This window comes from Streptococcus australis ATCC 700641 (assembly GCF_000186465.1).
Taxonomy (GTDB): Bacteria; Bacillota; Bacilli; order Lactobacillales; family Streptococcaceae; genus Streptococcus; species Streptococcus australis.
In genome coordinates, this window is record NZ_GL636091.1 from 695,485 (window position 1) to 721,711 (window position 26,227).

The window sequence follows — 26,227 nt, forward strand, 5'->3', positions numbered from 1 at the left end:
GCAAAAATCCCTCCGTTTGCACGGAAGGATTTTTTAGGTACTTTGACGAATTTCCTCTAAAATAACTTGGGCTTTTTCCAGGTTAAAGGGTTTGTCCTCTAGCAATGCTTGCACCACCGGAGCCACCTCTGACGGAGTAGCTCCAGCAAGTAGGGCGAGTGACTTAGCCTGGAGTTTCATATGCCCATGTTGAATACCGGTGCTGACCAAGGCCTTAAGCGCTGCAAAGTTTTGAGCTAGGCCAACGGACACAATAATCCGTGCAAGAGTTTGGGCATCGGGATTTCCAAGTAGTTCATGAGCCACTTGAACACTTGGATTGAGTCCGATGGAGCCTCCCTTGGTAGCGATAGGCATGGGAAGAGTCAACTGGCCTTCTAGAACTTGCTGATCTGGATGAGCTATCCAGTTAGATAGTCCTTGAGCTTGTCCAGATCGACTAGCATAGGTATGGCCACCCGCTTCAATCGCCCGCCAATCATTCCCAGTTGCCAAGACGACAGCATCGATGCCATTGAAAATTCCCTTGTTGTGAGTCGCTGCTCGATAAGGATCAACAGCCGCTAGTTGACTGGCCAGAGCTATTTTCTGAACGATTTCGGCAGCTTCCTTGGGATCACGACTGAGGAAGCGGTAGTCTATGTGACACCTTGCAGTGACGAGGGCATCTGTTGCTAGGTTGGACAAAATAGCCATTAAACCCTGTCCCTCAGATAAGTCTTCTAAAGGGTCGACCAGAGATTCTAGCATAGTATTGAGCATATTGGCCCCCATAGCTTCTTTTGGATCAACGGATAGGTAGCAAATGAGAAAGTCACCTTTCTCCTCTATCCAAAGATCTCGTGCCCCTCCTCCCCGTTTAACGATGGAAGGATAGGCTTGATTGGCCAGTTGGAGCAGGTCTTCTTTAGCTTCTGTAATCGCCTGAGTGGCCTTTTCTTTATTGCTAACCTCATAGAGAGCCACTTGCCCAATCATTTGACGCTTGTGCACCTGGGTCTGAAAACCACCTGAACGCTTGATCAACCCTGCAGCGTAAGAGGCGGCAGCAATGACAGAGGGTTCTTCCGTCACCATTGGGACCTGGACTTCCTGCCCATCTACCTGGAAGCCAGGAGCTATACCAAAGGGTAAGGCTAAAGTTCCGAGGACATTTTCGACCATTTCATTGGCAAGAGAAAGGGGCAATGTGTCATTGTCCCTCACTGTTTGTAGTCCTTCTTCTGAAAGGAGTCCGGCCTGAGCCAATTTTTCGATACGCTCTGCTGGACTTGCTTTTGAAAAACCAGTTAATTTAACCATGGTGTTCTACCTTTACATAGGTTCGTTGGTGTTCGTTGATTTCTGATAAGGCATAGGTTTGATCTTGGTAACCTTGGAAGGTTTGATTGCCTTCAGCATCTAATTGTGCCTCTTCGAAGAAGATCTTCTCATATTCGGCAATCGTAAGAGCTTTTCGCTGATCCAATTCTGCCATACGATTTGGATGGAGCATTTGCTCATATCCTTCGACTAAGTGAGCACTAAAAATCTCAGCGACTGCGCCACTTCCATATCCATAGAGGGCGATCCGGTCGCCGGCCACTAGTTGAGGCTGATTCTCTAAGAGAGAAAGCAAACCTAGGAAGAGGGAACCCGTATAGATATTCCCAACCTTTTGGCTGTAGAGAATGGATTGTTCAAAATTGTATTGCAATTGGGCTTGTTTCTCAGGAGAAAGACTCTTGTCAAGAATCTTTTTTAAGCCCTTGAGGGCGAGCTTGGGATAAGGCAGGTGGAAGCAAACCGCAGCAAAATCATCCAAGGTTAAGCCAGTCCGTTTTTGATACTCTGTCCAAGTTGTTTTCAAGCAATCCAAGTACTGTTGGGTCGAATAAATCCCATTGACAAAGGGGGTGCTGGAATAGTTGGGACGCCAGAAATCCATGACATCACGGGTCTGAGCTACATTATCATCATTAAATGCTAGGATACGTGGGTTTTGCGTCACCAGCATAGCGACAGATCCAGCTCCTTGAGTCGGCTCTCCAGGGGTGTCGATCCCATATTTTGCAATATCACTGGCAATGACCAAGACCTTGCTCTGTGGGAACTTTTCAACATGAAGTTTAGCATAGTCCAAAGCGGCAGTAGCAGCATAGCAGGCTTCCTTCATTTCAAAGCTCCGAGCAAAGGGTTGGATTCCTAGGAGACCGTGAACGAAAACAGCAGCAGCCTTACTCTGGTCAATTCCTGACTCGGTCGCCAGGATGACCATATCGATTTCTTCTTTTTCTTCTTCGGTTAAAATACTATGGCTGGCACTTGCTCCAAGTGTGACGATATCCTCTGTAATAGGGGCAATACTCAGTTCTTTCAATAAGAGCCCTTTACTGAGTTTTTCTGGATCAGTATTTCGAGCAGCCGCTAGCTCACTTAAGCGCAAGACATACTGGCTGGTCGCAAATCCAATCTTATCAATACCGATTGTCATAAATAACCTCTTTTAATTTGATATCTACTAGTATATTTCGTTACTATTTTACCATATTTGAGAGCAAAACTCCCTTGAAAAAGCCAGAACAGTATGGAAATCATTCTTAGGACCGAGTTGGGCAAGAGGATTTTTTGAAAAAAAGAGGACGAAAAACAAAAAAGGCTGGGACAAAAGTCCTAGCCTCTCAATTGTCTTTGGATTGTCGAGAAAGACGCAGTGGTTGAGTGGACTCTACTACGCTGATTTCATCAGCTTTTACAGCCCTACTCAACTGTGCGGAGGTGGGACGACGAAATCGAATTCTAACGAATTACCGATTTCTGTCCCACTCTCTTCAACTCTTATCCTTGCTTATCTTTTTTAGGATTGCTCATGATTCGTATGAAGAGTTCTTTGCATTTATCTCTTAGAACTTTTTCGTAGAAGACGATTAAAGCGATGTACACAATCAGAAAGTTCAAGGTCAGATAGAACAAGTCAAATGAATTACGGGCATAGTAAGTCGCTGATTGATAGGAGGGGAGGGCTCCTAGGATCATCCAAGGAAGATACTTGATATACTTGTTTATCATCATACAGCACCTCGCATACTCTAAAGGATTTGTTATCTCACTATCATTGTACTCCTTTTAATCAAAAATGCGAGCGATTACATAGATAAGTTTTGAAAAACCAATGCTAGTTGGCATTGGTCATTTTTCTTTTTTGATGGCGTTGGTAAGAATGGTAGAGTTTTAAGACGACAGACCCGCTAGCCATCCCGATAGAGATGACCAAGGCTAGAATAACAACCAAGGTTACACTGGTCATGGCTTGCCGATATTGGCCACTAACAAAGAAGGAGGTAGTCCGATAGGAAATATATCCAGGAACCAGGGGAGCGAGAATAGCCAGCATAAAGACAACTACAGGCGTCTTGTAGATGATACTTAAAATTTGACTGATACAAGAACCGACAATGGCGGCGATAAAAGTCGCGATAATAACATTGGTAGGTCCTTTCAAGATATAGTAGAGCAACCAAATAGCCATCCCTAAAATTCCTCCAGGGATTAACATGGAACGTTGCACATTGAGGACGATTAAAAAGGTAATGATGGCAATCAAACTTGCCACGGCTTGGATTAAAAATTCGATTAGATTCATGATTCTATTTCATAAGGACAAGAGCGACGGTCGTTCCGGCACCAAGGGCAAGAGTGATGAGCAGGGTCTCAAAAAGTTTACTCATCCCAGAGTTGAGGTGGTTGTTCATCAGATCCCTGACGGCATTGGTCATGGCGATTCCAGGAACGAAAGGCATGACACAACCGGCAATAATGAGATCGGTATTGGAGGGAAAACCACTATATTGAGACCAAATATGGGCCAAAAAGCCAAAGACAAAGGCTGCCGCAAAAGCAGTGGCAAAAGGGATGCGCACATATTTCTCAACTACTAGAGAGAAAGCAAAGGCAAAGACAGTCGCAATACCTGCTCCAATCGCATCATAGAAATTCCCGCCAAACATAATGGAGAAAAAAGGGGCACTAAGAGTAGCTGCAATGGTTAACTGCAGATTGGTATAAGGGACTGCCTTTTGTTTCAATTGGCTCAAGGCTTGGTAGGCTTCTTCGAGATTGATGTGCCCTGAGACTAATTGGCGAGAAATCTGATTGACATCACAGACCTTCTCGATATTGTAATTGGTCCGCAGGATCCGCTTCATCCGAGTGATATTGGCATTTTCGATTGAAAAGAAAATAGCGACTGGCATCGCTAAGGCATTGCAATCATCGATTCCTTGAGAATGAGCAATCCGGATCATGGTATCCTCTACCCGATGGATTTCAGAACCACTCTCTAAAAGGAGGGTTCCTGCCAACATGAGGACATCAATCACGCGGTCCATATCTTTAGACGCTTCCATTGTTCTTCCTGTTCTGTTAATAGATTGTCTCCATTATATCAAAATTTCACTGATTTGTACTAGTGTTACCACGGATTTAGTCAAGACAGGACAAGAAAAAACCAGCCGTTTCCGACTGGTTTGAAAAATCTATTTGAATCTTAGCTCAATGCATCATCCATAGAAAGAACTTCGTGGAAGACACGTTGTGTCAATTCAGTTTTTTGTTCTGGAGTGAGGTATTTAGTGTTTACACAGTATCCAGAGATACGTACGATAACATCTTCACCGCTCATGATCTTTTCGTAAACGTCTGACAAGTCCATAACGTTCAAGTTAACGTGTTGTCCACCGTTTTCGAAGTATCCATCAAGGATAGTTACCAAGTTGTCTACTTGTTCGTCACGAGTTTTACCAAGAGCACGAGGTGACACTTGAGTAGTAAGTGAGATACCGTCAGCTGCGTAACCAAAGTCAAGGCTAGCAAGTGAGTTCAAGTTTTGCAGCCATCCACCTTTCGCTTTGTTAGATGGGTTAGCACCTGGTGAGAAGAATTCCAATTTGCTTGTGTTTACAGAACCATCTTCGTTGAGGTATACCCCTTTGTGGACTGGTGAGTTACCAGTTTGTTTAGAGTATGCAACGTTAGAAGTGATGGTAAGAAGTGAAACAGTTGCTTCAGCGTTCTTGTAAAGTTTGTGGCTGCGAAGACGAGTAGTGTAAGCTTCGATCAACCATTCTGCCAATTCGTTAGAACGTGGGTCATCTTCACCCCAACGTGGGTATTCACCGATTGTTTCGTAATCGTAGATGTAGCCATCTTCGTCACGGATTGGTTTAACAGTAGCGTATTTAATAGCTGACAAAGTATCAACAGTGTTAGCGAATCCACAGATACCGAATCCCATGTTAGCGCGTTGGTGAGTTGGCAAGAAGGCCATTTGAACTGCTTCGTAGTTGTACTTATCAGTCATGTAGTGGATGATGTTCAAAGCATCTACGTAAGTGTCAGTCAACCAGTCAAGTGATTTTTCGAAGTTTGCTTTAACAGATTCGAATTCAAGAACTTCGTCACGGATAGGATCGATGTCAAAAACTTTGTAGTCTTTATGAACGTCGTCGTAACCACCGTTCAAACCAGTAAGAAGAGCTTTAAGAACGTTTACACGAGCACCGAAGTACTGGATGTTGTGGCGTTGTTCTTCGTTTTCTGGGTCAAGTGGAGATACACAACATGAGATACAGCTCATTTCACCGTATCCGTCTTTAGCCATTGTTGTAACACCTTCGTATTGGATAGAAGAGTGTTTGTGGCTCATGTGCATACAGTAGCGACGGAAGCTGTATGGCAATTTGTCAGTCCAAAGAACTGTCAAGTTTGGTTCTGGAGAGTTACCGATGTTGTCCAAAGTGTTCAAGAAACGGTAGTCCATCTTAGTAACACGGTGACGTCCGTCGTTACCCATACCAGCCATAGAAGTTGTGATGAAGGTTGGGTCACCTGAGTACAATTGGTCGTAAGCTTTTGTACGAGCAAATTTAACAGTACGCAATTTCATAACGAAATCGTCAACGAATTCTTGGAGTTCAGACTCAGTGTAAGTACCACGAGCCAAGTCACGTTCAGCGTAGATATCCAAAACGATTGGCACACGTCCAAGAGAAGTAGCAGCACCGTTGATCACACGGCAGACAGCCATGAAGGCGATGTTTGTCCATTGGATTGCTTCTTTTGTATCGAAGGCAGGACGACGTACGTCTACACCATAAAGGTCACCCAATTTAACAACTTCTTGAAGTGCTTGGTATTGAAGGTTTACTTCTTCACGAAGACGGATTGATTCTTCATCGATTTCAGTGATCGCGTTCCAGTCGTTTGCTTTTTCAGCCATCAAGTAGTCAGCTCCGTACAGGGCCAAACGAGCATAAACCCCGATGATACGTCCACGTGAGTAAGCATCTGGAAGACCAGTTACTGTGTGAGCGTGACGTGCACGACGGATGTTTGTAGTATAAGCACGGAAGATACCATCGTTAACTGTTGTTACATATTTAGTGAAGATTTCATGCACAGCTGGATCTGGCTCAAATCCATTTTCTTTCAAAGTAGTTTCCGCCATACGGATACCACCACGAGGCATGAAGTTCAATTTGAACAACTCATCGTTTTGGATACCGAAGATGACTTCGTTTTCTTTGTCAATGTATCCAGCTGCGATATCAGCGATAGAAGTTGGACGAGTATCGTATGGGAAACGAGTTTCTTCGTAGTGTGCTTTTGTTTCTTCAACAATCTTCTTGATGTGAAGAGAACGTTCAGTTGGTCCAGCTAGGAAGCTTTCGTCTCCATCATATGGAGTGTAGTTAGCTTGTACAAAGCGTGAGACGCTGGCTCTTTCTTTCCAGTCTTCCCCTTGGAAGCCTTCCCAGGCTTTGTCAAAAATATCTTGTGCTTCAACAACTGTTTTAACAACCATGTTTAAATCCTCTTATATCTTTCTAGCAACAAATCTGTTGCACTTACAATAGTAGTATACCACATAGAAATCGGTTTCACAAAGGGAATAACAAAAAGATTTTGGATTCTTTTATAATACAGAAAGGTGTAGATGAATAAACTGTATTATATTTTTGCCTTGGGAGAGGTGGAAATTAGTGGGAAAAAATCGTTGATAAGGATATAATGAAAAAGGAGGTTGCCCATGCTTATATTTCCTTTAGTAAATGATACGAGCCGTAAGATCATTCATATCGACATGGATGCCTTTTTTGCGTCCGTTGAAGAGCGCGACCATCCTGAATTGAAGGGAAAGCCTGTCATCATTGGCCATGATCCCCGTTTGTCTGGCGGAAGAGGAGTGGTATCAACTTGCAATTATGAAGCCAGAAAATATGGCGTCCATTCGGCTATGAGTTCCAAAGAAGCCTACGAACGTTGTCCTCAGGCAGTGTTCATCCCTGGTAATTACGAGAAGTATCAGGCAGTCGGTCTCCAAGTCAGAGAAATTTTTAAACGCTATACCGATCTAATTGAGCCTATGAGCATCGACGAAGCCTATCTGGATGTGACCAACAATAAGCTTGGTGTTCAGTCTGCTGTCAAAGTAGCCCGCTTGATTCAGCATGATATTTGGGATGAGTTGCATTTGACGGCTTCTGCCGGAGTTTCCTACAATAAGTTTCTTGCAAAAATTGCCAGTGATTACCAGAAGCCTCGAGGACTAACCGTTATTTTACCCGAGCAAGCTCAAGATTTTTTAAGTCAGCTAGATGTAGCTAAGTTTCATGGTGTGGGAAAACGGACAGTGGAGCGGCTTCATGATTTAGGAATTTATACTGGTGCAGATCTCTTAGAAGTGCCGGAAATGACTCTCATCGATCACTTCGGTCGCTTTGGGTTTGATCTTTATCGAAAGGCTCGGGGGATCCATAACAGTCCTGTCAAGAGCAATCGTATTCGCAAGTCCATTGGGAAGGAACGCACCTATCGAAAATTGCTGGTGGCCGAGGATGATGTGCTAAAAGAATTAGCCAACCTATCTGAAAAAGTGGCGAGCAGTTTGGCCAAGCATCAGAAAATTGGTAAGACCTTGGTACTCAAGATTCGTTATGCAGATTTTACGACCTTGACCAAGAGACGAAGTTTAGAGGAAGCAACCAGTGACCCAGCAGTCATTCAGAGAGTGGCTCAGGAGCTTTATCAGAGTTTGGAGACTAATCCCTCAGGTATTCGCCTCTTAGGGGTGACCCTCACTAATTTTTCTTCCGAGTCTCAGGAACCCTATGAAGAATCTTTAATAGAAGAAACCCCGTAGGTATATAGACCTACGGGGAATTTTTGACTATTTTTTAAAGAAGTTCTGAATCTCTTCCTCTGTGAGGCCAATCAAGGGATCAATGCTTAAGTAATTATCCTCTGTTAATCGATAGCCTTGTTGAGAAGCTTGGGAAGCAGATAAGTCAGAGTGGTTTTCAACTGAGACAAGCTCCTTTTGGGGCTCTGTTGTTTGAGAAGTATTTTTCAGATGAGTGGTGCTGGCTGAGGAAGACTCTCTACCTTGAGGAAGTACATCAGAAAAGCGTTCAATCAGATAGGTTTTTCGTGCGGTTCCGGTATTCTGTGTCGCAAAGTGAAATGCAGTGTATTCTCCCAGAAGGATGAGTTTGCTTTTGGAACGGGTAATGGCTGTGTAGATCAGATTGCGTTGGAGCATCCGTCGACTCTGATTGGTCAAGGGAAGGATGACCACGGGGAATTCACTCCCTTGAGACTTATGGATACTCATGGCATAGGCTAGGCGAATCTTGTACCATTCATTGCGTGGGTAGACCAATTCATTGCCGTCAAACTGGATGGTAAGTTCATCTTGTTTGGATTCGGTATACTTAGCCGGTAAAAGGTCGGTAATGTAGCCAATATCTCCGTTAAAGACATTGCTCTCGGCATCGTTGACCAGGTGGATGACCTTGTCACCATTTCGATACTGGCAATCTAGCGCTTGAAAGAAAATAGCATCTGTTTCTAATGGATTGAGAAGTTCTTGCATGAGACCATTAATCTGGTCAATGCCAGCAGAACCTCGATACATAGGAGCAAGGACCTGGATGTCCCGGGCCGGGATGCCGTTGCGAAGGGCAGCACTGGTGATTTTTTCAATCATGGGAGCGATGAGCTCGCTCGGCGCTTCAAAATAGGAACGATCGGGCTTTTTCTCTGTAAAATCAGAAGGCAGTTGGCCTTTGCGAATTTGACTGGCCAAAGTGACGATCGTCGAATCCTCACCTTGACGAAAGATGTGTTCCAGTTTGACTTGAGGGATGCTTGGGATCTGTAGGAGATCGGACAAGACTTGTCCAGGACTCACAGAAGGAAGCTGATCGGCATCTCCAACAATTAAGAGTTTGGTATTGGAGGAGATATTGCTGAGAAGCTGATTGGCTAACCAAGTATCCACCATAGAAAATTCATCGACAATGATAAAATCCGCATCGAGATAATCGTCCAAGTGACTCGTGTCATCGTCTCCCGTCATTCCTAAGTGACGATGAATGGTGGCGCTCGGAAGACCAGTCAGTTCACTCATTCTTCGCGCTGCTCGACCGGTTGGAGCAGCTAAGAGGATTGGTAATTGAGATTTCTTCCGAAGGTCCAATTGGTGCAGGCGGGCGTAGGTTCCGATAATCCCATTGATAACAGTTGTTTTCCCCGTTCCTGGTCCACCTGTTAGCACGAAGACCTTTTGCTGGATGGCTTCCTGGATAGCCTTCCGTTGGATGGGATCGTAGTGGATATGGAGATCTTCTTCAATGTCATCGATTGTTTGTTCGATTTTTTCTGGTTCGAAAGATTCTTGCTTTCCTTTTTCTAGCAAGCGACCGATATGGCTGCGGATCCCTTCTTCCGCAAAGAAGAGGCTGTTGTTGAAAATCTTAGTGTTAATGTTTTGCACCTTGTCTTCTTCGATGAGACTGGCCAATTCTTGGGCAACGCTAGCTGGATCGAGCTCAACGGGACGGGATGCTTCTAAGAGTTGGATAGTGGCCTGGAGCAATTCTTTGGCTTCAATATAGGTGTCCCCTGTTTCTAAGGAGAGGGTTAACAGACTATGGACTAGCCCGGCTCGGAAGCGTTCAGGTGCATCGCTGGCAATCCCTAATTCTTCTGCTAGTTGGTCGGCAATCTTAAAACCCATTCCTTGAATATCTTCGACCAGTTGATAGGGAGCCGATTCGACGATTTGCAAGGTTTCTTCTTTGTAGAAATCTTGGATTTGGAAGGCTAGTTTATTAGGGATGCCATAGTTGGCAAGTTGGGCGAGGACCCGTTCTGTACCATAGTTGAGCTGTAGTTTTTCGACAAAGGCCTCGCGATTCTTTTTAGAAAGTCCGGAGATAGAGGCTAGCTTTTCAGGTGCTTGAAGGATTTTATCAATGGTATCCTCACCATAGAGATCCACAATCTTTTGGGCTGTTTTGAGTCCAATTCCTTTAAAATGATCGCTAGAGAAGTATTTCACCAAGCCTTTGCTGGTGGGTTTGGCTCGTTCATAGCGATTCATTTGCAACTGTTGGCCATATTTCGGATGATGGACCAGTTCTCCCCAGAAGGTATAATCTTCTCCTTCAACGATATCTGCCATCGTTCCAGTAACGATAATTTCAAAGTCATCATAGTCCTCTGCATCGGTATCATTGATATCCAACAATAAGATACGGAAAAAACTACTTTGATTTTCAAAAATGACTCGCTCAATGGTTCCTGAGAAATAGTATTCCATGCAGAGTTTCCTTTTTAGTAGTAATCAGAGAGAGTATCTCTCACGAAGATATTGAAAGAGATTGGAACAAGAGTTCCAACCTCATCATGGGTTAATAAGTCTGGAATGGAAGGAGTGGCCAGAGGCGAAGAACGGCTTCTCCTTTGATTTGATCCTTCTTGAAAGCCCCAACCTGACGGCTATCTTTAGAAACGATTCGATCATCACCAAGGAGTAGATATTCATCATCCAAGAGCTTTTTCGTGAAGGTCGCACTTCCATCTTTATCAACAGTGAAAGCCTCGGCTATCTGTGCCATTTGGCGGAAGAGCTCTCCATTTTCTTCGAACCCTTTTCCAGAATAGGTTGACTGTAATTTATCCTCTTTGAATTTTTGAATGTATTCTTTCAAGTAGGGCTCGTCAGTTTCTTTGCCGTTGATATAGAGGACATCGTTTTTGTACTCGATGGTTTCGCCAGGGAGTCCAATGACCCGTTTAACGATTTCTTTGGTTTTTCCATTTTCTGTTTCACTAGCGACCACGATATCAAAACGGTCGATAGGCAGTTTATTGATTACGAGAAGGTATTCACTGTCTGCCAAGGTTGGATCCATAGAATGGCCATCGACACGGACAGGTGTCCACAGATAAATACGAGAGAGAATAATGCCTCCAATAATGAGGCCAAAGAGCGCCCATTCTTTCAGGAAAGAACGAACTGGATTGTTTGATTTTTTTGAAGGTTTCATGCTTTATCTTTCTATTAATTTTTTTGCTTTTTCTGTATTTTTAAAGTGAAGTTTGGCACTGTAGTCAAGGGCTTGAATGCCATAGGCCTGTAATAGTTGAGCAGCAACCTTATCTGAGGGAGTACCAGCACCACTAGGAAGGGTATAGCCTAGTTCTTGACTCAATTCTTCCAGATTTTGGAGGAAGAGATCGCGAGCGATAATGGAACTCACAGCTACCGCCAGGTATTTTCCTTCGGCCTTTTCTTCTAGGGTGACGACTTGTGGGACCTGATTCGCTTCTGCCTGAACATAGCGATCATAGTTTTTCTTGGTCGTAAAGGCATCTACCACAATTTTTTGAGCTTTTGCCCCTTGTTGCAAGAGCAAAAAAATAGCTTGATTGTGGAGGGCGACCTTGACAGATACCGCATTGTAGCCAGAGGCGATGACCTGATTGTATTTCTTAGGTGTCAGCAGCAAGGCCTGATGTGGGATTTCTTTTTTGAGGATCGGTGCGAGAGCTCGAATTTTTCGATCATCCAGGGTTTTAGAATCCCCAACTCCTAGACTTTTTAAGCGGGCATGTTGCTCCGGGCTGACCAGTGAAGCTACTACGGCAAGCCCTCCAAAGTAAGAGCCGTTTCCAACTTCATCCGTTCCGATTAAGGGGAAGTCTTGTCCGGCAAGTGCTTGGTCTATCGGATCTTGCTGGTAACCGAAAAAGGCAGCATAGCGCGTGGCTTGATTACCTTGTAGGACAACCTTTCCTGATGTGTAAATCGAAATGGTTGCACCAGGAGCCTTAAAAAAATATCGGATATATGGATTTTTTGAAGGCGCCAAATGGTCTTGGTACTGACGAACAAATGCTTGGATGTCCTCATTTTGAGGGGACAATGTGATTGTTTCCATAGCCCTTATTGTATCATAAATGCTCTATGAAAGGCCAGAAAAAGACCAACCGAATTTAGTCTGAAAGGACTTCTTTTAGACTTGCTTCAATTGCTTGAGGATCGGTTTTTGAAGAGAAGCGGTGGACGACCTGGCCTTGGCGATCGATCAAGAATTTGGCGAAATTCCATTCAATACGGGAGCCCAAGGGACCACTAGCTTGTTCTTTGAGCCATTGGTAAAGGGGACTGGCTTCTTTCCCATTGACTTTTATTTTTGCGAAGCGTGGGAAACTGGTTTGGTAATGGAGGCTACAAAACTGATTGATTTCTTCAGCATTGCCCGGCGCTTGGCCCATAAATTGATTACATGGAAAGTCAAGGATTTCAAAACCTTGGTTATGGTAGCGCTCATAGAGCTCTTGCAATCCCTGGTATTGAGGCGTCAGACCACAACCTGTTGCTGTATTGACGATGAGAAGCACATGCCCTCGATAGGTTTCTAGGGGGATGGTGCTCCCGTCTTGGGCTTCTATAGAGAAATCATAAATATTCATTTTTTTACGTCCTTTCCTACTTTCTCTATTGTATCATGCTTGGGGAAAAAAAGATAAACCGTGGCCTACTGCCTCCAGTACCTCCTATAGGAAGGGGATTTTTCTACTGACAAGCAGGCTAGATTTTGATATAATATCGTGAGGTGATTTTTTATGTCCAGCTTAAATAGATACAAATTTACTTTCGGCAATAAATCGCTGACTCTCACAACTAATCATGATAATCTCTTCATGGAAGAAGTTGAACGGGTCGCGAAGGAAAAATATGAAGCGATTAAAGAACAAATGCCAGTTGCTGATGATGAGACCCTGGCTATTTTACTAGCAATCAATAGTTTATCAACACAATTGAGTCGTGAGATTGAGTTTGACGATAAGGAAAAAGAATTGGAAGACTTTCGTCGCAAGGCCCTAGATGGCCTGGTCGGTAGATCATCTAATTAAGGGGAGTTGCATGTTTTCAATCCTGATTTTATTCATCCTAGCTTGGAGTTTTTATATTGGGTATTCACGAGGGATTTTGCTTCAAGGATATTATTTTTTCACCATGGTTGTGGCCATGTTGGTCGCAGGATCAGGCTATCAGTCCTTGGCAAAAACCATTAGTCTATGGATCCCATTTTCGAGTGCAACACAAGCTTCAAAAACCTATTTTTATGGTGCGGACCAACTCTTTCACTTAGACAAAGTTTTTTACGCTGGTTTGGCTTATTTCATCTTGTTTGTTTTGGTCTATGCGATTGGTCGAGTGATTGGACTCTTTATTCCCTTGATTCCAACGCCTGAAAAATGGGAGGAGTTCCCGTTTCAGATTGCCAGTGGTGTTTTAGCTGTCTTGGTGACTTACTTTGTTCTGCAAATGGGATTCACGATTTTATCAACAATCCCCATGGTAGCCATTCAAGATCGGCTCCATGGAAGTTTCCTCATTCGATTTATGGTGCAACATAGCCCCCTTACAGCAGGCCTCTTGAAACAACTTTGGGTTGTAAAAATCTTAGGTGCGTAATCACTTCTCATCATGTGTAACAGTTCATGAGAGATATTATAGAAAGGAAGGGGAGGCTCAGACCAAAATCAGCCTCCTTTTCTGTTGTGGAGAAACATGAATCAAAAAATTCTCGAAACCTTAGAGTTTCAAAAAGTCAAAAACTTAGTAGAGCCCTATTTGCAAACGGAGCAGGGCGAAGTGGAGTTGCAGGAATTAGCCCCGCTTGCAAAAAAAGAAGCAATTGAAACCGCCTTTCTTGAGATGGCGGATATGGCTCAGATATTTGTGGAGCATCCGCACTTTAGCGTGCCCACCATCCAAGAAATTCGTCCGGTGACCAAACGTTTAGAATTAGAAACATCGCTCAATATTGATGAATTGTTAGCGGTGAAGAAAGTCCTGCGCGTGACTCATGAATTGCGAAATTTTTATGATGAATTAGAAAATGTCCGCTTGGAAAAACTGGATCGAATTTTTGAAAATCTAGTCGATCTTCCACAGTTGCAGGGAAGTTTACATGCCATTAATGAGGCTGGATTTATCGAAAATTTTGCCAGCGAAACTTTGGCTAAAATCCGTCGACGGATTCAAGAGAATGAACACCAAGTGCGAGACATTCTGCAAGAATTGTTGAAGAGCAAGTCCGAAATGCTGGCTGATCAGGTCGTAGCTAGTCGGAATGGACGAAATGTTTTGCCAGTCAAAAACACTTACCGCAATCGGATTGCCGGTGTAGTTCACGATATTTCTACTAGTGGGAATACTGTCTATATCGAACCTCGAGCAGTCGTCAATCTCAATGAAGAGATTGCGAACCATCGTGCGGATGAACGCTTCGAGATGCTCCGGATCTTGGAAGAAATTTCAAATCTCCTTCGGCCTCATGCGGGGGAAATCCGGAACAATGCTTGGCTGATCGGTCATATTGACCTCGTTCGTGCCAAACATCGCTTTTTACAGGATCGAAAAGGGACCATTCCAGCCTTGTCAGCTCAAGGGGAGATTCAGCTGCTGCAGGTTCGTCATCCCTTGATCGAGAAGGCTGTTCCCAATGATATCCACTTTGGCAAAGACCTCACAGAGATTGTGATTACAGGGCCGAATACGGGTGGGAAGACCATCATGCTGAAGACCCTAGGACTAGCCCAATTAATGGCCCAGTCGGGGTTGCCAATCCTAGCAGATACTGGGAGTAAGGTAGCTGTCTTCACGCAAATCTTCTCTGATATTGGGGATGAGCAGTCGATCGAGCAGAGCCTATCTACCTTCTCCAGTCACATGACCAATATTGTCTCTATTTTGGAGCAGGTCGATGAGGAATCCTTGGTCTTGCTAGATGAGTTGGGAGCTGGAACGGATCCCCAAGAAGGGGCTTCACTAGCGATTGCCATTCTAGAAGATCTCCGCTTACGAGGGATCAAGACCATGGCAACCACCCACTATCCAGAACTTAAGGCCTATGGGATTGAAACCCTTGGTGTTCAAAATGCCAGCATGGAATTTGATACGGACAGCTTGCGTCCGACCTATCGGTTTATGCAGGGGGTACCAGGACGTTCTAATGCCTTTGAGATCGCTCGTCGTCTAGGCTTATCAGAAGTGATCGTTCGTCAAGCGCAGGGGATGACCAATCAAGATCGGGATGTCAACCGCATCATTGAAAAGTTGGAAGCTCAGACCCTAGAAAGTCGCAAACGCCTCGACTCCATCCGAGATGTCGAACAGGAAAATCTAAAATTCAACCGTGTCCTCAAGAAATTGTATAATGAGTTGACCAGGGAGCGGGAGACAGAGCTTAACAAGGCGCGTAAAGAAGCGCAAGAAATTGTAGATCTGGCTCTAGCAGAAAGCGACCAGATCTTACAAGGTCTCCATGCCAAATCACAACTCAAGCCCCATGAAATTATTGAGGCTAAGTCTCAGTTGAAGAAATTATCTCCAGAAACGGTCGACCTATCAAAGAACAAGGTCTTGAAACAGGCCAAGAAAGCCCGAGCTCCAAAAGTAGGAGACGAGATCTTGGTCATCAGCTATGGGCAAAGAGGAAGTCTTACCAAGCAGCTCAAAGATGGTCGTTGGGAAGCCCAAGTGGGACTAATCAAGATGACCTTGGAAGAAAAAGAATTTAATCTTCTAAAAGCTGAAAAAGATGCTTCACAACCGAAAAAGCGCCAGGTTCACGTGGTCAAACGGTCCAACGTCAACGGTCCTCGGGCTCGCTTGGACCTTCGTGGTAAAAGGTATGAGGAAGCCATGGAAGAATTGGACAGCTTTATCGACCAAGCGCTTCTCAACAATATGGCCCAAGTCGATATCATCCACGGCATTGGAACAGGGGTCATCCGGGAAGGGGTCACCAAGTACCTTCGTCGCAATAAGCATGTCAAAAGCTTTGAATACGCTCCTCAAAATGCAGGAGGAAGTGGAGCAACAATTGTTACCTTTAAATAAGCAAAGAGTCAGTCGTGCCTTTTAATCAGGCACGCTTTTTGCTATAATACAGTCAGTTTAAACGGAAAGAAGGAAAGTTTATGACCCCTAATCGTTCGTCCGATTCTTGCACCACCATACTCGTCGGAAAAGGTGCTAGCTATGATGGTTCAACCATTGTAGCTCGCACAGAAGACTCTCAAAACGGAGTGTTTACCCCTAAGAAATTTATCGTTGTTCAGCCAGAGGATCAACCCCGTCATTATCGGTCAGTCCTATCTCCTTTTGAGATAGATCTGCCTGATAACCCTGTTCGTTACACAGCTGTTCCAGATGCTATTCCTAAGGATGGTATCTGGGGAGAAGCGGGTATCAATCACTATAATGTGGCCATGAGTGAAACAGAAACCATTACGACCAATAGCCGAGTCTTGGGAGCGGATCCTCTGGTGGAAAGTGGCATCGGGGAGGAAGACATGCTGACCTTGGTCCTTCCTTATGTCCAGACTGCCCGGGAAGGTGTTCTTCGTTTGGGGAAACTCCTTGAGGAATACGGCACCTATGAGTCTAATGGGGTGGCTATCAGCGATGTCAATGAAATCTGGTGGTTGGAAACCATCGGAGGTCATCACTGGATGGCCCGCCGTGTACCTGACGATGCCTATGTGACCAATCCCAATCAATTGGGAAGTGATCGCTTTGAGTTTGATCGCCCGGAAGAATTTTTATGTGACCCAGACTTGAAAGATTTTGTGGAACGGCATCACTTGGCCTTGGATTTTGACGGTTCCTCCTTTAACCCTCGTTATGCTTTTGGGAGCCAGCGAGACAAGGACCGCCATTACAACACACCACGTGCTTGGGATATTCAACGGTTCCTCAACCCAGAAGTGGAGCAAGATCCTCGTTCCTTCTTTCTTCCTTGGTGTCAAAAACCTTATCGCAAGATTACGATTGAAGATGTCAAATATGTCCTCAGCAGTCACTACCAGGATTCAGCCTATGATCCTTATGGTTCAGAAGGAGATAGTCATAGTCGTCGGACCTTCCGTACCATTGGTATTAACCGAACTAGCCAGACGGCCATTCTTCAATTGCGGCCAAATCGTCCTCAAGAGACAACCGGGATTCAATGGCTTTGCTATGGGTCTATGCCCTTCAATACAGCTGTTCCTTTCTTTACCCAGGTAGATAAAACCCCGGATTATTTTGCCAATACGACAGAAAAGGTGACAACGGATTCCTTCTATTGGACCAATCGGATCATTGCTGGTCTGGCAGATGCCCACTATAGTCATCATGTTGGAGATTTAGAAGATTACCAAGAAAGCACTATGTCCCTTGGGCATGCTCGGATTGGACGAGTGGATCAAGCCTTGGCAGCAGGACAAACTGTTGACTTCGAAAGAGAAAATCAGGAAATGAGTGATCAGATTCAAGAAGCGACGGATCGCTTATTGGATAAGATCTTGTTGGATGCTAGCAACCTGATGACCAACCATTTTTCTTTGAGTGATTAGTTGGGCTAAGTTGTGCTATTTCATGATGGTTTCTGAAAATATTGACCTTCTTTTCAAATTATGCTAAAATAGAACAAATTGAACATCATACCGGATGAAGTTTTTCAGAAGTAGGGCCTTCCTATGACTGTGAAATGGACGGAACTCTGGAGAGACCGTAAAGGCACCGAAGGGGCAAGGTAGAGCATTCTACTCAAACTCTCAGGTAAAAGGACAGAGCAAAAGATAGAAGCCTTTTTGGTTTTTATTTGGAGCACCAGAGTACATGTTTGACATGTACTCTTTCTTTTTCTCTTTGGATGATGTGGAGGAAGTGGATGGCTATCCCTTTCTAAAGTTAGACAAATGATAAAAGGAGAAATAGATAAGGATGACAGATTGGCTAGTATTTTTTAAACAAGTAGATAATGTGGTCTGGGGGGCTCCCCTTTTGATCCTCTTGGTGGGGACTGGGATTTATCTGAGCTTCCGCTTGGGCTTGCTTCAAGTTTTTCGTTTGCCTCAGGCCTTTCGGCTCATTTTTGAAGAAGATCAAGGAGAAGGGGATATCTCTAGCTTCGGAGCCTTGGCAACAGCCTTGGCGGCAACAGTTGGGACAGGAAATATTGTCGGAGTAGCGACAGCTATTCAAACAGGAGGTCCGGGTGCCCTCTTTTGGATGTGGATGGCGGCCTTCTTTGGGATGGCGACCAAGTATGCAGAAGGTTTGTTGGCCATTCGCTACCGGACCAAGGATGACAATGGTCACATTTCTGGTGGTCCGATGTACTATATCCTTCATGGGATGGGTGAAAAATGGCGCCCCCTTGCCATCTTCTTTGCCCTGGCAGGTGTCTTGGTGGCTCTCTTTGGGATTGGAACCATGACCCAGGTGAATGCCATTACGGGCGCTTTGAAGACTAGTTTTCAACTTTCTCCTCAAGTCGCTAGTCTGGTCATTGCAGGAATCGTATCGGCTGTCATATTTGGGGGAATTCATTGGATTTCCAAGGTTTCCGAAAAGGTGGTTCCTTTTATGGCTGCAGCCTATATCTTTGCGACAGTTTATATTATTGTCTTGAATATGGACCAAGTGCCGACCGTTCTATCCCAAGTTTTCCAAGGTGCTTTTACAGGAACCGCGGCTATCGGTGGTTTTTCTGGAGCCTTGGTGAAAGAGGCTATTCAAAAAGGGGTGGCGCGTGGAGTTTTCTCCAATGAGTCAGGACTGGGATCTGCGCCGATTGCAGCAGCGGCAGCAAAAACGGAAGAGCCAGTGGAGCAAGGTTTGATTTCTATGACCGGGACCTTCATCGATACCATAATTATTTGTAGCCTAACTGGTCTAGCTATTTTAGTGTCTGGCCAGTGGACAACAGTGGGGCAAGTTGGGAGTGATTTGACCCAACAGGTCTTTATCTCGACCTTTGGCCACATCGGTGGGATCATTCTGACCCTTTGTTTGGTCTTGTTTGCGACGACGACCATTTTGGGTTGGTCTTATTATGGTGAACGCTGTGTCGAATTTTTGGCGGGTGTCAAACTGATTCCCTATTACCGTCTTCTGTTTATCCTGATGGTGGGGGTAGGAGGCTTTCTTCAGTTGGAGTTGGTCTGGATCATTGCCGATATTGTGAATGGACTGATGGCCTTGCCGAACCTCATCGCCTTGTTAGCCTTATCACCTGTGATTATAAAGGAAAGCAAACGGTATTTTAAGAAAAAGAAATAGACCAGATCTTGTGATATGGTCTTTCTGGCTTAATAGCGTTCTTCTTTGGGCCAATCTTTCATTTCAGAAATAGCTGTAAAGAGGACATCTGTTGATGAGTTGAGAGCTGTTTCACAAGAATCTTGGATGACACCAATAATGAAGCCCACGCTGACTACTTGCATAGCAATATCATTGTCGATACCAAAGAGGCTGCAGGCGACAGGAATCAAGAGGAGGGAGCCACCAGCTACTCCAGAAGCCCCACAGGCTGAAACAGCTGCAACGATACTGAGGACCAGGGCAGTCCCAAAATCGACCTGAATGCCTAAGGTATTGACAGCAGCTAGGGTCAAGGTATTAATGGTAACGGCAGCTCCGGCCATATTAATAGTAGATCCTAGAGGGATAGAGACCGAGTAAGTATCAGGGTTGAGACCTAGCTCCTTACAAAGTTTAATATTGACAGGGATGTTAGCAGCAGAGCTTCTAGTAAAGAAGGCAGTCAATCCACTCACTCGTAGACATTTGAAGACGAGCGGATAAGGATTTTTGCGAATCATGATGTAGACAAAAATCGGGTTGATGACTAGAGCAACGAAGAACATGGTGCCAACCAAGAGAAGTAAGAGGAGCCCATAGCTCTTGAGTCCATCAAAGCCTTGTCCTGCGATGGTGGTATAGACTAAGCCTAGAATTCCAAATGGAGCTAGGTTAATAATCCATTCGACAATCTTGGAAGTAATATCCGCTAGGGTTTGAAGGAGGTCCTTACTGTGCTCACTAGCTTCTCTCATAGCAACACCAAAGACTACGGCCCAGGATAAAATCCCGATATAATTAGCCTGGATAAGGGCATTGAGGGGATTGTCCACGATTTTTAAAAGAAGGTTGCTGATAACTTCCCCTAGTCCATCGGGAGAAGTTCCTTCAGCACTAGTTCCCGTTAAAGAAATGGTAATAGGAAATAGATAGTTCACCAGGACTGCTACCAGGGCTGCCGCAAAAGTTCCCAATAGATACAAAATGATGACTGATTTCATATTGGTTTGGGTTCCCTTTTGGTGCTGGGAGAGGGCGTTAGCGACAAGTGCGAAGACTAAAAGAGGAGCAATTGCCCGCAAGCCTCCTACAAAGATTTCCCCTAATAGACCAATTGCAGATGCTTGAGGAAGAAGCAGAGCTAAGAGAGCTCCAACGAAGATTCCGATTGCAATCCGCTTCATAAGGTTGGTTTTATTCCAAGTTTGAATGAATCGTTTGACCATAAGGACCTCCTTTATTGAAAGTTTACCGTCCATTATACGATAGATAAGTCTGAAAATCAAGGTGAGCCTAAGAGGAGGTTACTGGTTCTGTAGCCTAAAATCTGATATAATCAAACCATTAGAAAAAGAGAGAAGGAGATTGATAGAAGGTATGAAGAATATTTTTTCCCGCTATGTCAGTCAATTTGATTGGACCAAGATCATGGATGAGTTGGTTTCGAAATTGATTTCCTTAGCTATTTTATTTATTTTATTTTTGCTTGCCAAAAAACTACTTCGTAGCATGGTGAAACAGATTTTAAAACCATCTCTGAACTATGTTAGACAAGATGACGCTCGGAAGAAAACTATTTTGCGTTTGGTAGAAAGTCTGTTAACTTACTGCCTTTATTTCATCCTCATTTACTGGATTCTTTCCATCCTCGGCTTGCCAGTCTCAAGTCTTTTGGCGGGTGCTGGAATTGCAGGAGTTGCCATTGGGATGGGAGCTCAAGGCTTCTTATCGGATTTGGTCAATGGCTTCTTTATTCTTCTTGAGCGCCAATTGGATGTTGGAGATACGGTGCGAGTGACCAATGGTCCGATTACCATCGCAGGGACAGTGTCGAGTGTCGGCATTCGGACGACCCAGGTGCGAGATGCAGATGGGACCTTGCATTTTATCCCTAATCGCAATATTATGGTTGTTAGCAATCTCTCGCGGGGCAACCAGCGCGTTTTAATTGATATGCCGATTTCAGCTCAGACAGATCTGGATAAGATTTATCAAGTCTTCCAGCAAGTCAACGATGAACAAGCCCAGAAGCATCCAGAAATCTTAGATGGTCCGACGATTTTAGGTCCTCAAATTGAAAAGGGAACAGGCCGCTATTCCTTCCGTGTGGCCATGATGGTCCAATCGGGAAGCCAAGTGGCCATCTACCATCTTTATTACAAACTCTATCATGATGCCCTCTTACAAAATGGCATCGAGATTCCAACCACTTTCTCTGTCACACCTTAATAAAAAAAGACCCATGGGTCTTTTTTCTTATTCTAAAATAAGCATGCCATCTTTGACAGCGAAAGGATCTTTCGGATTGATCCGATCGTAGAACATTACGCCATTGATGTGGTCGATTTCGTGTTGGACCACAATGGAATTGTAGCCTTTGAGTTTGATACGGTGCTTTTCTCCCGTCTTGTCATAGTAGTCTACCGTTACGCGCGCGTGGCGAACTACATAACCAGGAACGTTGCGGTCTACAGAGAGACACCCTTCGCCATCTCCTAGAGCCGCATCTTGGACTGAGTGGGAGACAATTTTAGGATTGTACATGACTTCTTGGATGGAGTAGGCTTCTTTCGGAGGATTTCCTTCTTCGTCCTCTGGATTTGGGACGAGGACAGCAATGATGCGTTTAGAAATGTCTAATTGAGGGGCAGCGAGTCCCACTCCTCCTCGAAGACCCAATTTTTCCGCCATGACAGGATCCTGTGAATGGTGCAAGAACTGCATCATTTTTTCCCCAAGAATAATCTCTTGATCCGACAGTGGAAAAGTGACCTCTTCTGCGATAGCTCGTAAAGTCGGATGGCCTTCGCGGATAATATCATTCATATCGATTAGATGGGCAGCTTTTGTAATAGTTTCGATTGCAGACATGTTCTCATTCACTCCTTTTTTCTAGAAACCATCATATCATAATTCCTTCTAGAATGAAAGTTTCCCAATTGATTGAGGGGTGCTAATGGACTAGACGGACTGTAAACTAGAAAAGGAAAGAATCCTAGTCTGGTTCATGGTATAATGATAAGAAGAATGAAGGAGGCAAGCATGCGTCTAGATAAATATTTAGTGGACTGTGGAGTGGGAAGCCGGACAGAAGTCAAGCAAGTCCTTAAGAAAAAAAAGATTCAGGTCAATGGAAAGGTAGAAACCTCTCCCAAGATTCATATTGATCCAGATAAAGATCAAGTGACCTATCTGGGAGAAAGTTTATTCCATGAAGAGTTTGTTTACTATCTGCTCAATAAACCCAAAGGGGTCATTTCAGCAACGGAAGATGACCACCATCAAACAGTCTTAGATTTGTTAGATGACACGGCCAGACACAAGGAAGTCTTTCCTGTCGGACGGCTAGATATCGATACCCATGGCTTACTCCTCTTGACTAATAATGGTAAGTTGGCTCATGCCATGCTCTCGCCTAAGAAACATGTGGACAAGGTCTACCGTGCTCAAGTAGCTGGCATCATGACCCAAGAAGATATCGACCGCTTCAAAGAAGGAATAGAATTGAAGGATTTCACCACATTGCCAGCGGAATTGGAAATGTTGGAGGTTGATCAAGAAGCTAATAGTTGCTTGGTTCAGATCCGCATCGCTGAAGGCAAATTCCACCAGGTCAAGCGCATGGTCGCGGCTTGTGGCAAGGAAGTCACCGATCTCGAGCGGATTTCCATGGGGCCATTGAGTCTAGATCCCGCTCTAAAATTGGGTCAGTGGCGTAGGCTCCAATCCTCTGAATTGGCTTCTTTAGAGGTCTTTGGAATCCCATTATAAACAAAGGGAAAGCTAGCAAACTGAGGCAACAGGAGGCTAGTTTTTTACTTGTGTCAAAAAAATGAATGTTACGGACAAAAAAATATATAAAATAGCTTGTACTATCAAAGCAAATCAATTATAATGAGAAAAGATAGGTTTTGTAAAAATCTGTAATAGGTAATGGTCTTCATTCCTGACTGGACTTATCTAGTAAACGTAAAAAAGGAGAAAAATCGTTTATGAAAAAGTGGCTCTATGCTGTTGTGACAACAGTTGCCTTATTTTTACTAGCAGCTTTAGGATTTGCTAAACCCAATGGGCTTACTAAAGTACATGCCGATACGATCAATGATGTTGTAAGCTCAGTGAACATCTCTAAATCGACTGGTGGAGACTTAACAGAACCACTCGGTGTTTGGGAAAGTTTTAATGTTGAAGCAAATTTTGTTTTACCGAATGGTCGTGTAAAAGCAGGCGATCAGACGGTCATCCAACTTGGAGATGACTTCAAGGTCTTTGAAACGGACACCATTGAGCTGCTCGATCCAAGTGGTCAAAAAGTTGCGACGGCAACGGTAGATGATCAAAGAAAAATCATCACAGTAACCTATACAGACTATCCTGAAAGAATGGCTAATGTAACAGGGAAACTGCGCTTTTTCGCGCGTGTGGATCACCAAGTTGTCAAAGGACAAAAGACGCTCGATTTCACTCTGACGGTTGATACGAAAAAAATTTCAGGTGGAAAAATCGATTATAAAGGAGTCAATCCAGGTGAGTATCCTCCAACTCCAAAAGTCTTTAGTAAATGGGGATGGACCAACTCAGATGATAAATTAAAATTGACCTATACCTTGAATATCAATCAAGGTCACACAGCCCTTCATAATATTGATATAAAAGACCAATTGGCCTTTACAGATGGAAAAATCAAAGCAGATTCTGTCAACATCCATACAGGAACTTGGCAGGTCAGTGACGAAGATGGAGCTTATCATTTGCGGGATACCACGAATGTAACAAAAGATTACTCCCCTGTTGTCAGTGCCGATGGTCAATCTCTAACCGTTCATATCGGAGATCTAGCTCCAGAACAAGGGATGACTATTCGCTATGATGTGTATTTAGACAAAGTTCCAGCCATCAATACAAAATATAAAAACAATGCGACAATGACAGCCACAGAAGTCAAAGAGCAACATAAAGAAGCAGTTGTTTTATACCAATTCCTTGAAGGATACTTCAATGGAGAGAAATATTCCTTTACCATCCATAAAAAAGGAGAAAATGGGCAAGTTCTTGCAGGTGCTGTCTTCACTGTGACAGCAGATGACACTGGTGAGCAAGTCGGAATCATTACCACAGATGAGAACGGTACAGGAACCATTGCTGGCTTGATCAAGCAAGCCTATACGGTTCAAGAAATTCAAGCTCCGACAGGATACGTCCTCTCAGAAGAGCCAATCAAAGTCAGCCGAGAAGATTTTGGAAATGACCTTGCGATTTCCCGTGACGTTGTTAACAAAAAAGAAAAAACCAGCATTTCTGGTCAAAAAACTTGGAATGACAATGACAATCAAGATGGGAAACGCCCATCAGCCATCACCGTTAATCTCTTAGCAAATGGTGTCAAAGTAGCTTCTAAAGAAGTGAAACCAGATGCAGAAGGGAATTGGCTCTATCAGTTTGACAATCTTGATGTTGTTGACGATGCTGGTAATCTCATTGCCTACACAGTTTCAGAAGAACCTGTTGCAGGATATGAAGCGACTGTTGAAGGAACGAATATTACCAATAGCCGTACACCAGAAGTGACAGAAGTAGCTGTCAAGAAAGTCTGGGATGATGCGGAGAATAAAGATGGCCTTCGTCCAGAGAAGGTAACAGTCCGTCTGCTTGCGGATGGTCAAGAAGTGGCCGTGAAAGAAATCACTGCTACTGACAATTGGCAGGCAAGCTTTACGGATCTACCAGTATACAAGGAAGGCAAGAAGATTGCCTACACGATTACTGAGGATCCAGTAGCGGGGTATACAGCAACTATCGATGGTTTCACGGTAATCAATCGTCATACACCACCGACAACCCCACCAAGCACATCGGAAAAACCAGAAACCCCACCGACACCAACAGAAGGAAAGAGAAAAATTCTTCCATCAACTGGTGAAGCTACTTCTTATGGCTTGTTCGGAGCAAGTGCTTTGTTAGCTCTTGTTGGTGCAGCGATGCTCTTAAGTGGTAAACGGAAAGTTGACTAACAACTACAATGGAAATAAATTAGACAATTATCTAAAAAGATAGTTGTCTTTTTTCTGTTAAAGGACTTCTAGAATACATCATTCAAAAGATTCATATTAATGTTTTTTTAAGGGAGCATAAGTGTTTGACAGAAAGATGAAATCTTGGTAGAATGAATAGGTCGAATAGACAACTAACTCTTTCTTGGTAGCAGGCTATGCCAAACCTGCCACTCGGATAGAGCATAAAGAAAAGGAGCTTATCATGGCAATCTCAAAAGAGAAAAAAAATGAAATCATTGCACAATACGCACGTCACGAAGGTGACACTGGTTCAGTAGAAGTACAAGTTGCTGTCCTTACTTGGGAAATCAACCACTTGAACGACCACATCAAACAACACAAAAAAGACCACGCAACTTACCGTGGTTTGATGAAGAAAATCGGTCGCCGTCGTAACTTGTTGGCTTACCTTCGTAAGAACGACGTTAACCGTTACCGTGAGTTGATCAACTCTCTTGGACTTCGTCGTTAATTCAAGATACAAAGGCCGTCGAAAGCACAAAGCAAAAATAGGAAAATTGACGAAGAAATCTCAATTTCTAAGAAATTTTATCTTTTTTGCCAAGTGCTTAGGCCGTGTTCGATTGAATACAAAAAAGAAAAGTTACTCTATTGTAGAGTAGCTTTTCTTTTTTACTAGAATTTCAGTACAATCTTCGGCTCGGCGCCTTGTCTAGAAACGTTTTATCCAGCAAGAATG

At 44.0% G+C, this 26,227-nt stretch carries 22 protein-coding genes and 1 riboswitch; of the genes, 10 read left to right on the plus strand and 12 right to left on the minus strand.

Annotated elements, in window-relative coordinates; all coding sequences use genetic code 11:
* Positions 1-33: 33 nt before the first annotated feature.
* The 6 genes from HMPREF9421_RS03275 to pflB form a co-directional block, all read right to left on the minus strand.
* Positions 34-1,302 carry a hydroxymethylglutaryl-CoA reductase, degradative gene (locus tag HMPREF9421_RS03275; protein ID WP_006595561.1) on the minus strand — a complete coding sequence of 423 codons (1,269 nt, stop codon included), beginning with the start codon at positions 1,300-1,302 and terminating at the stop codon, positions 34-36.
* Positions 1,295-2,473: a hydroxymethylglutaryl-CoA synthase gene (locus HMPREF9421_RS03280; protein ID WP_006595562.1), complete on the minus strand. Its 1,179-nt coding sequence runs from the start codon at positions 2,471-2,473 to the stop codon at positions 1,295-1,297. The genes HMPREF9421_RS03275 and HMPREF9421_RS03280 overlap by 8 nt, the downstream gene beginning before the upstream one ends.
* A 344-nt stretch (positions 2,474-2,817) precedes the next feature.
* On the minus strand, positions 2,818-3,048 hold the full coding sequence (locus HMPREF9421_RS03285; RefSeq protein WP_006597105.1) for a hypothetical protein: 231 nt from the start codon (positions 3,046-3,048) through the stop codon (positions 2,818-2,820).
* 106 nt (positions 3,049-3,154) lie between these two features.
* The gene (locus HMPREF9421_RS03290; protein WP_006595564.1) at positions 3,155-3,622 is read right to left on the minus strand and encodes a threonine/serine exporter family protein; all 468 of its coding nucleotides are present in this window, start codon (positions 3,620-3,622) and stop codon (positions 3,155-3,157) included.
* Positions 3,623-3,626: 4 nt separating this feature from the next.
* On the minus strand, positions 3,627-4,385 hold the full coding sequence (locus HMPREF9421_RS03295; protein WP_006595565.1) for a threonine/serine exporter family protein: 759 nt from the start codon (positions 4,383-4,385) through the stop codon (positions 3,627-3,629).
* A 140-nt stretch (positions 4,386-4,525) separates the two neighbouring features.
* The gene (gene pflB / locus HMPREF9421_RS03300) at positions 4,526-6,841 is read right to left on the minus strand and encodes a formate C-acetyltransferase (protein ID WP_006595566.1); all 2,316 of its coding nucleotides are present in this window, start codon (positions 6,839-6,841) and stop codon (positions 4,526-4,528) included.
* Positions 6,842-7,066: 225 nt separating this feature from the next.
* On the opposite strand from pflB, the gene dinB reads away from it, so the two are divergent.
* Complete coding sequence (gene dinB / locus HMPREF9421_RS03305) at positions 7,067-8,179, plus strand: DNA polymerase IV (protein ID WP_006595567.1); 1,113 nt, start codon at positions 7,067-7,069, stop codon at positions 8,177-8,179.
* Positions 8,180-8,206: 27 nt separating this feature from the next.
* On the opposite strand, the gene recD2 is transcribed toward dinB, so the two are convergent.
* The 4 genes from recD2 to HMPREF9421_RS03325 all read right to left on the minus strand — a co-directional run bounded on the left by recD2 (position 8,207) and on the right by HMPREF9421_RS03325 (position 12,801).
* Positions 8,207-10,642 carry an SF1B family DNA helicase RecD2 gene (gene recD2, locus HMPREF9421_RS03310; protein ID WP_006595568.1) on the minus strand — a complete coding sequence of 812 codons (2,436 nt, stop codon included), beginning with the start codon at positions 10,640-10,642 and terminating at the stop codon, positions 8,207-8,209.
* Positions 10,643-10,733: 91 nt separating this feature from the next.
* Positions 10,734-11,372, minus strand: a complete 639-nt coding sequence (gene lepB, locus HMPREF9421_RS03315) for a signal peptidase I (protein ID WP_006595569.1) — start codon at positions 11,370-11,372, stop codon at positions 10,734-10,736.
* A gap of 3 nt (positions 11,373-11,375) precedes the next feature.
* A complete protein-coding gene (rnhC, locus tag HMPREF9421_RS03320) occupies positions 11,376-12,266 on the minus strand; it encodes a ribonuclease HIII (RefSeq protein ID WP_006595570.1) in 891 nt (296 codons plus the stop codon).
* 55 nt (positions 12,267-12,321) lie between these two features.
* Positions 12,322-12,801, minus strand: coding sequence for a glutathione peroxidase (locus tag HMPREF9421_RS03325; protein WP_006595571.1), 480 nt, complete (start codon positions 12,799-12,801; stop codon positions 12,322-12,324).
* Between the two features lie 153 nt (positions 12,802-12,954).
* Between HMPREF9421_RS03325 and HMPREF9421_RS03330 the strand changes: the two genes are divergently transcribed.
* From HMPREF9421_RS03330 to HMPREF9421_RS03350, 5 genes are all read left to right on the plus strand, one after another.
* A complete protein-coding gene (locus tag HMPREF9421_RS03330; protein ID WP_006595572.1) occupies positions 12,955-13,245 on the plus strand; it encodes a cell division protein ZapA in 291 nt (96 codons plus the stop codon).
* A 10-nt stretch (positions 13,246-13,255) separates the two neighbouring features.
* On the plus strand, positions 13,256-13,810 hold the full coding sequence (locus HMPREF9421_RS03335; RefSeq protein WP_006595573.1) for a CvpA family protein: 555 nt from the start codon (positions 13,256-13,258) through the stop codon (positions 13,808-13,810).
* 96 nt (positions 13,811-13,906) lie between these two features.
* A complete protein-coding gene (locus HMPREF9421_RS03340; protein WP_006595574.1) occupies positions 13,907-16,243 on the plus strand; it encodes an endonuclease MutS2 in 2,337 nt (778 codons plus the stop codon).
* Positions 16,244-16,323: 80 nt separating this feature from the next.
* Positions 16,324-17,742: a C69 family dipeptidase gene (locus HMPREF9421_RS03345; protein ID WP_006595575.1), complete on the plus strand. Its 1,419-nt coding sequence runs from the start codon at positions 16,324-16,326 to the stop codon at positions 17,740-17,742.
* A gap of 136 nt (positions 17,743-17,878) precedes the next feature.
* A riboswitch (glycine riboswitch) is annotated at positions 17,879-17,969 on the plus strand.
* Between the two features lie 143 nt (positions 17,970-18,112).
* Positions 18,113-19,453: an alanine/glycine:cation symporter family protein gene (locus HMPREF9421_RS03350; RefSeq protein WP_006595576.1), complete on the plus strand. Its 1,341-nt coding sequence runs from the start codon at positions 18,113-18,115 to the stop codon at positions 19,451-19,453.
* Between the two features lie 29 nt (positions 19,454-19,482).
* On the opposite strand, the gene sstT is transcribed toward HMPREF9421_RS03350, so the two are convergent.
* Positions 19,483-20,700, minus strand: a complete 1,218-nt coding sequence (sstT, locus tag HMPREF9421_RS03355) for a serine/threonine transporter SstT (RefSeq protein WP_006597188.1) — start codon at positions 20,698-20,700, stop codon at positions 19,483-19,485.
* A gap of 151 nt (positions 20,701-20,851) precedes the next feature.
* Here sstT and HMPREF9421_RS03360 point away from each other — a divergent pair, with 151 nt between their 5' ends.
* The gene (locus HMPREF9421_RS03360) at positions 20,852-21,703 is read left to right on the plus strand and encodes a mechanosensitive ion channel family protein (protein WP_006597191.1); all 852 of its coding nucleotides are present in this window, start codon (positions 20,852-20,854) and stop codon (positions 21,701-21,703) included.
* A gap of 27 nt (positions 21,704-21,730) precedes the next feature.
* Here HMPREF9421_RS03360 and def read toward each other — a convergent pair whose 3' ends face one another.
* Positions 21,731-22,345: a peptide deformylase gene (gene def, locus HMPREF9421_RS03365; RefSeq protein ID WP_006595579.1), complete on the minus strand. Its 615-nt coding sequence runs from the start codon at positions 22,343-22,345 to the stop codon at positions 21,731-21,733.
* 171 nt (positions 22,346-22,516) lie between these two features.
* On the opposite strand from def, the gene HMPREF9421_RS03370 reads away from it, so the two are divergent.
* The 3 genes from HMPREF9421_RS03370 to rpsO all read left to right on the plus strand — a co-directional run bounded on the left by HMPREF9421_RS03370 (position 22,517) and on the right by rpsO (position 25,999).
* Entirely contained in the window at positions 22,517-23,245 is a 729-nt protein-coding gene (locus HMPREF9421_RS03370) for a pseudouridine synthase (RefSeq protein ID WP_006597193.1), read from the plus strand.
* A 221-nt stretch (positions 23,246-23,466) separates the two neighbouring features.
* On the plus strand, positions 23,467-25,485 hold the full coding sequence (locus tag HMPREF9421_RS03375) for a Cna B-type domain-containing protein (protein WP_006595581.1): 2,019 nt from the start codon (positions 23,467-23,469) through the stop codon (positions 25,483-25,485).
* Positions 25,486-25,729: 244 nt separating this feature from the next.
* Positions 25,730-25,999, plus strand: a complete 270-nt coding sequence (gene rpsO / locus HMPREF9421_RS03380; protein WP_004193424.1) for a 30S ribosomal protein S15 — start codon at positions 25,730-25,732, stop codon at positions 25,997-25,999.
* Positions 26,000-26,227 lie beyond the last annotated feature (228 nt).

Excerpts from the sequence above, each read along its gene's own strand:
- HMPREF9421_RS03275 (WP_006595561.1), bottom strand. The coding sequence starts at position 1,302 with ATGGTTAAATTAACTGGTTTTTCAAAAGCAAGTCCAGCAGAGCGTATC.
- HMPREF9421_RS03280 (WP_006595562.1), bottom strand. The coding sequence starts at position 2,473 with ATGACAATCGGTATTGATAAGATTGGATTTGCGACCAGCCAGTATGTC.
- HMPREF9421_RS03285 (WP_006597105.1), bottom strand. The coding sequence starts at position 3,048 with ATGATAAACAAGTATATCAAGTATCTTCCTTGGATGATCCTAGGAGCC.
- HMPREF9421_RS03290 (WP_006595564.1), bottom strand. The coding sequence starts at position 3,622 with ATGAATCTAATCGAATTTTTAATCCAAGCCGTGGCAAGTTTGATTGCC.
- HMPREF9421_RS03295 (WP_006595565.1), bottom strand. The coding sequence starts at position 4,385 with ATGGAAGCGTCTAAAGATATGGACCGCGTGATTGATGTCCTCATGTTG.
- pflB (WP_006595566.1), bottom strand. The coding sequence starts at position 6,841 with ATGGTTGTTAAAACAGTTGTTGAAGCACAAGATATTTTTGACAAAGCC.
- dinB (WP_006595567.1), top strand. The coding sequence starts at position 7,067 with ATGCTTATATTTCCTTTAGTAAATGATACGAGCCGTAAGATCATTCAT.
- recD2 (WP_006595568.1), bottom strand. The coding sequence starts at position 10,642 with ATGGAATACTATTTCTCAGGAACCATTGAGCGAGTCATTTTTGAAAAT.
- lepB (WP_006595569.1), bottom strand. The coding sequence starts at position 11,372 with ATGAAACCTTCAAAAAAATCAAACAATCCAGTTCGTTCTTTCCTGAAA.
- rnhC (WP_006595570.1), bottom strand. The coding sequence starts at position 12,266 with ATGGAAACAATCACATTGTCCCCTCAAAATGAGGACATCCAAGCATTT.
- HMPREF9421_RS03325 (WP_006595571.1), bottom strand. The coding sequence starts at position 12,801 with ATGAATATTTATGATTTCTCTATAGAAGCCCAAGACGGGAGCACCATC.
- HMPREF9421_RS03330 (WP_006595572.1), top strand. The coding sequence starts at position 12,955 with ATGTCCAGCTTAAATAGATACAAATTTACTTTCGGCAATAAATCGCTG.
- HMPREF9421_RS03335 (WP_006595573.1), top strand. The coding sequence starts at position 13,256 with ATGTTTTCAATCCTGATTTTATTCATCCTAGCTTGGAGTTTTTATATT.
- HMPREF9421_RS03340 (WP_006595574.1), top strand. The coding sequence starts at position 13,907 with ATGAATCAAAAAATTCTCGAAACCTTAGAGTTTCAAAAAGTCAAAAAC.
- HMPREF9421_RS03345 (WP_006595575.1), top strand. The coding sequence starts at position 16,324 with ATGACCCCTAATCGTTCGTCCGATTCTTGCACCACCATACTCGTCGGA.
- HMPREF9421_RS03350 (WP_006595576.1), top strand. The coding sequence starts at position 18,113 with ATGACAGATTGGCTAGTATTTTTTAAACAAGTAGATAATGTGGTCTGG.
- sstT (WP_006597188.1), bottom strand. The coding sequence starts at position 20,700 with ATGGTCAAACGATTCATTCAAACTTGGAATAAAACCAACCTTATGAAG.
- HMPREF9421_RS03360 (WP_006597191.1), top strand. The coding sequence starts at position 20,852 with ATGAAGAATATTTTTTCCCGCTATGTCAGTCAATTTGATTGGACCAAG.
- def (WP_006595579.1), bottom strand. The coding sequence starts at position 22,345 with ATGTCTGCAATCGAAACTATTACAAAAGCTGCCCATCTAATCGATATG.
- HMPREF9421_RS03370 (WP_006597193.1), top strand. The coding sequence starts at position 22,517 with ATGCGTCTAGATAAATATTTAGTGGACTGTGGAGTGGGAAGCCGGACA.
- HMPREF9421_RS03375 (WP_006595581.1), top strand. The coding sequence starts at position 23,467 with ATGAAAAAGTGGCTCTATGCTGTTGTGACAACAGTTGCCTTATTTTTA.
- rpsO (WP_004193424.1), top strand. The coding sequence starts at position 25,730 with ATGGCAATCTCAAAAGAGAAAAAAAATGAAATCATTGCACAATACGCA.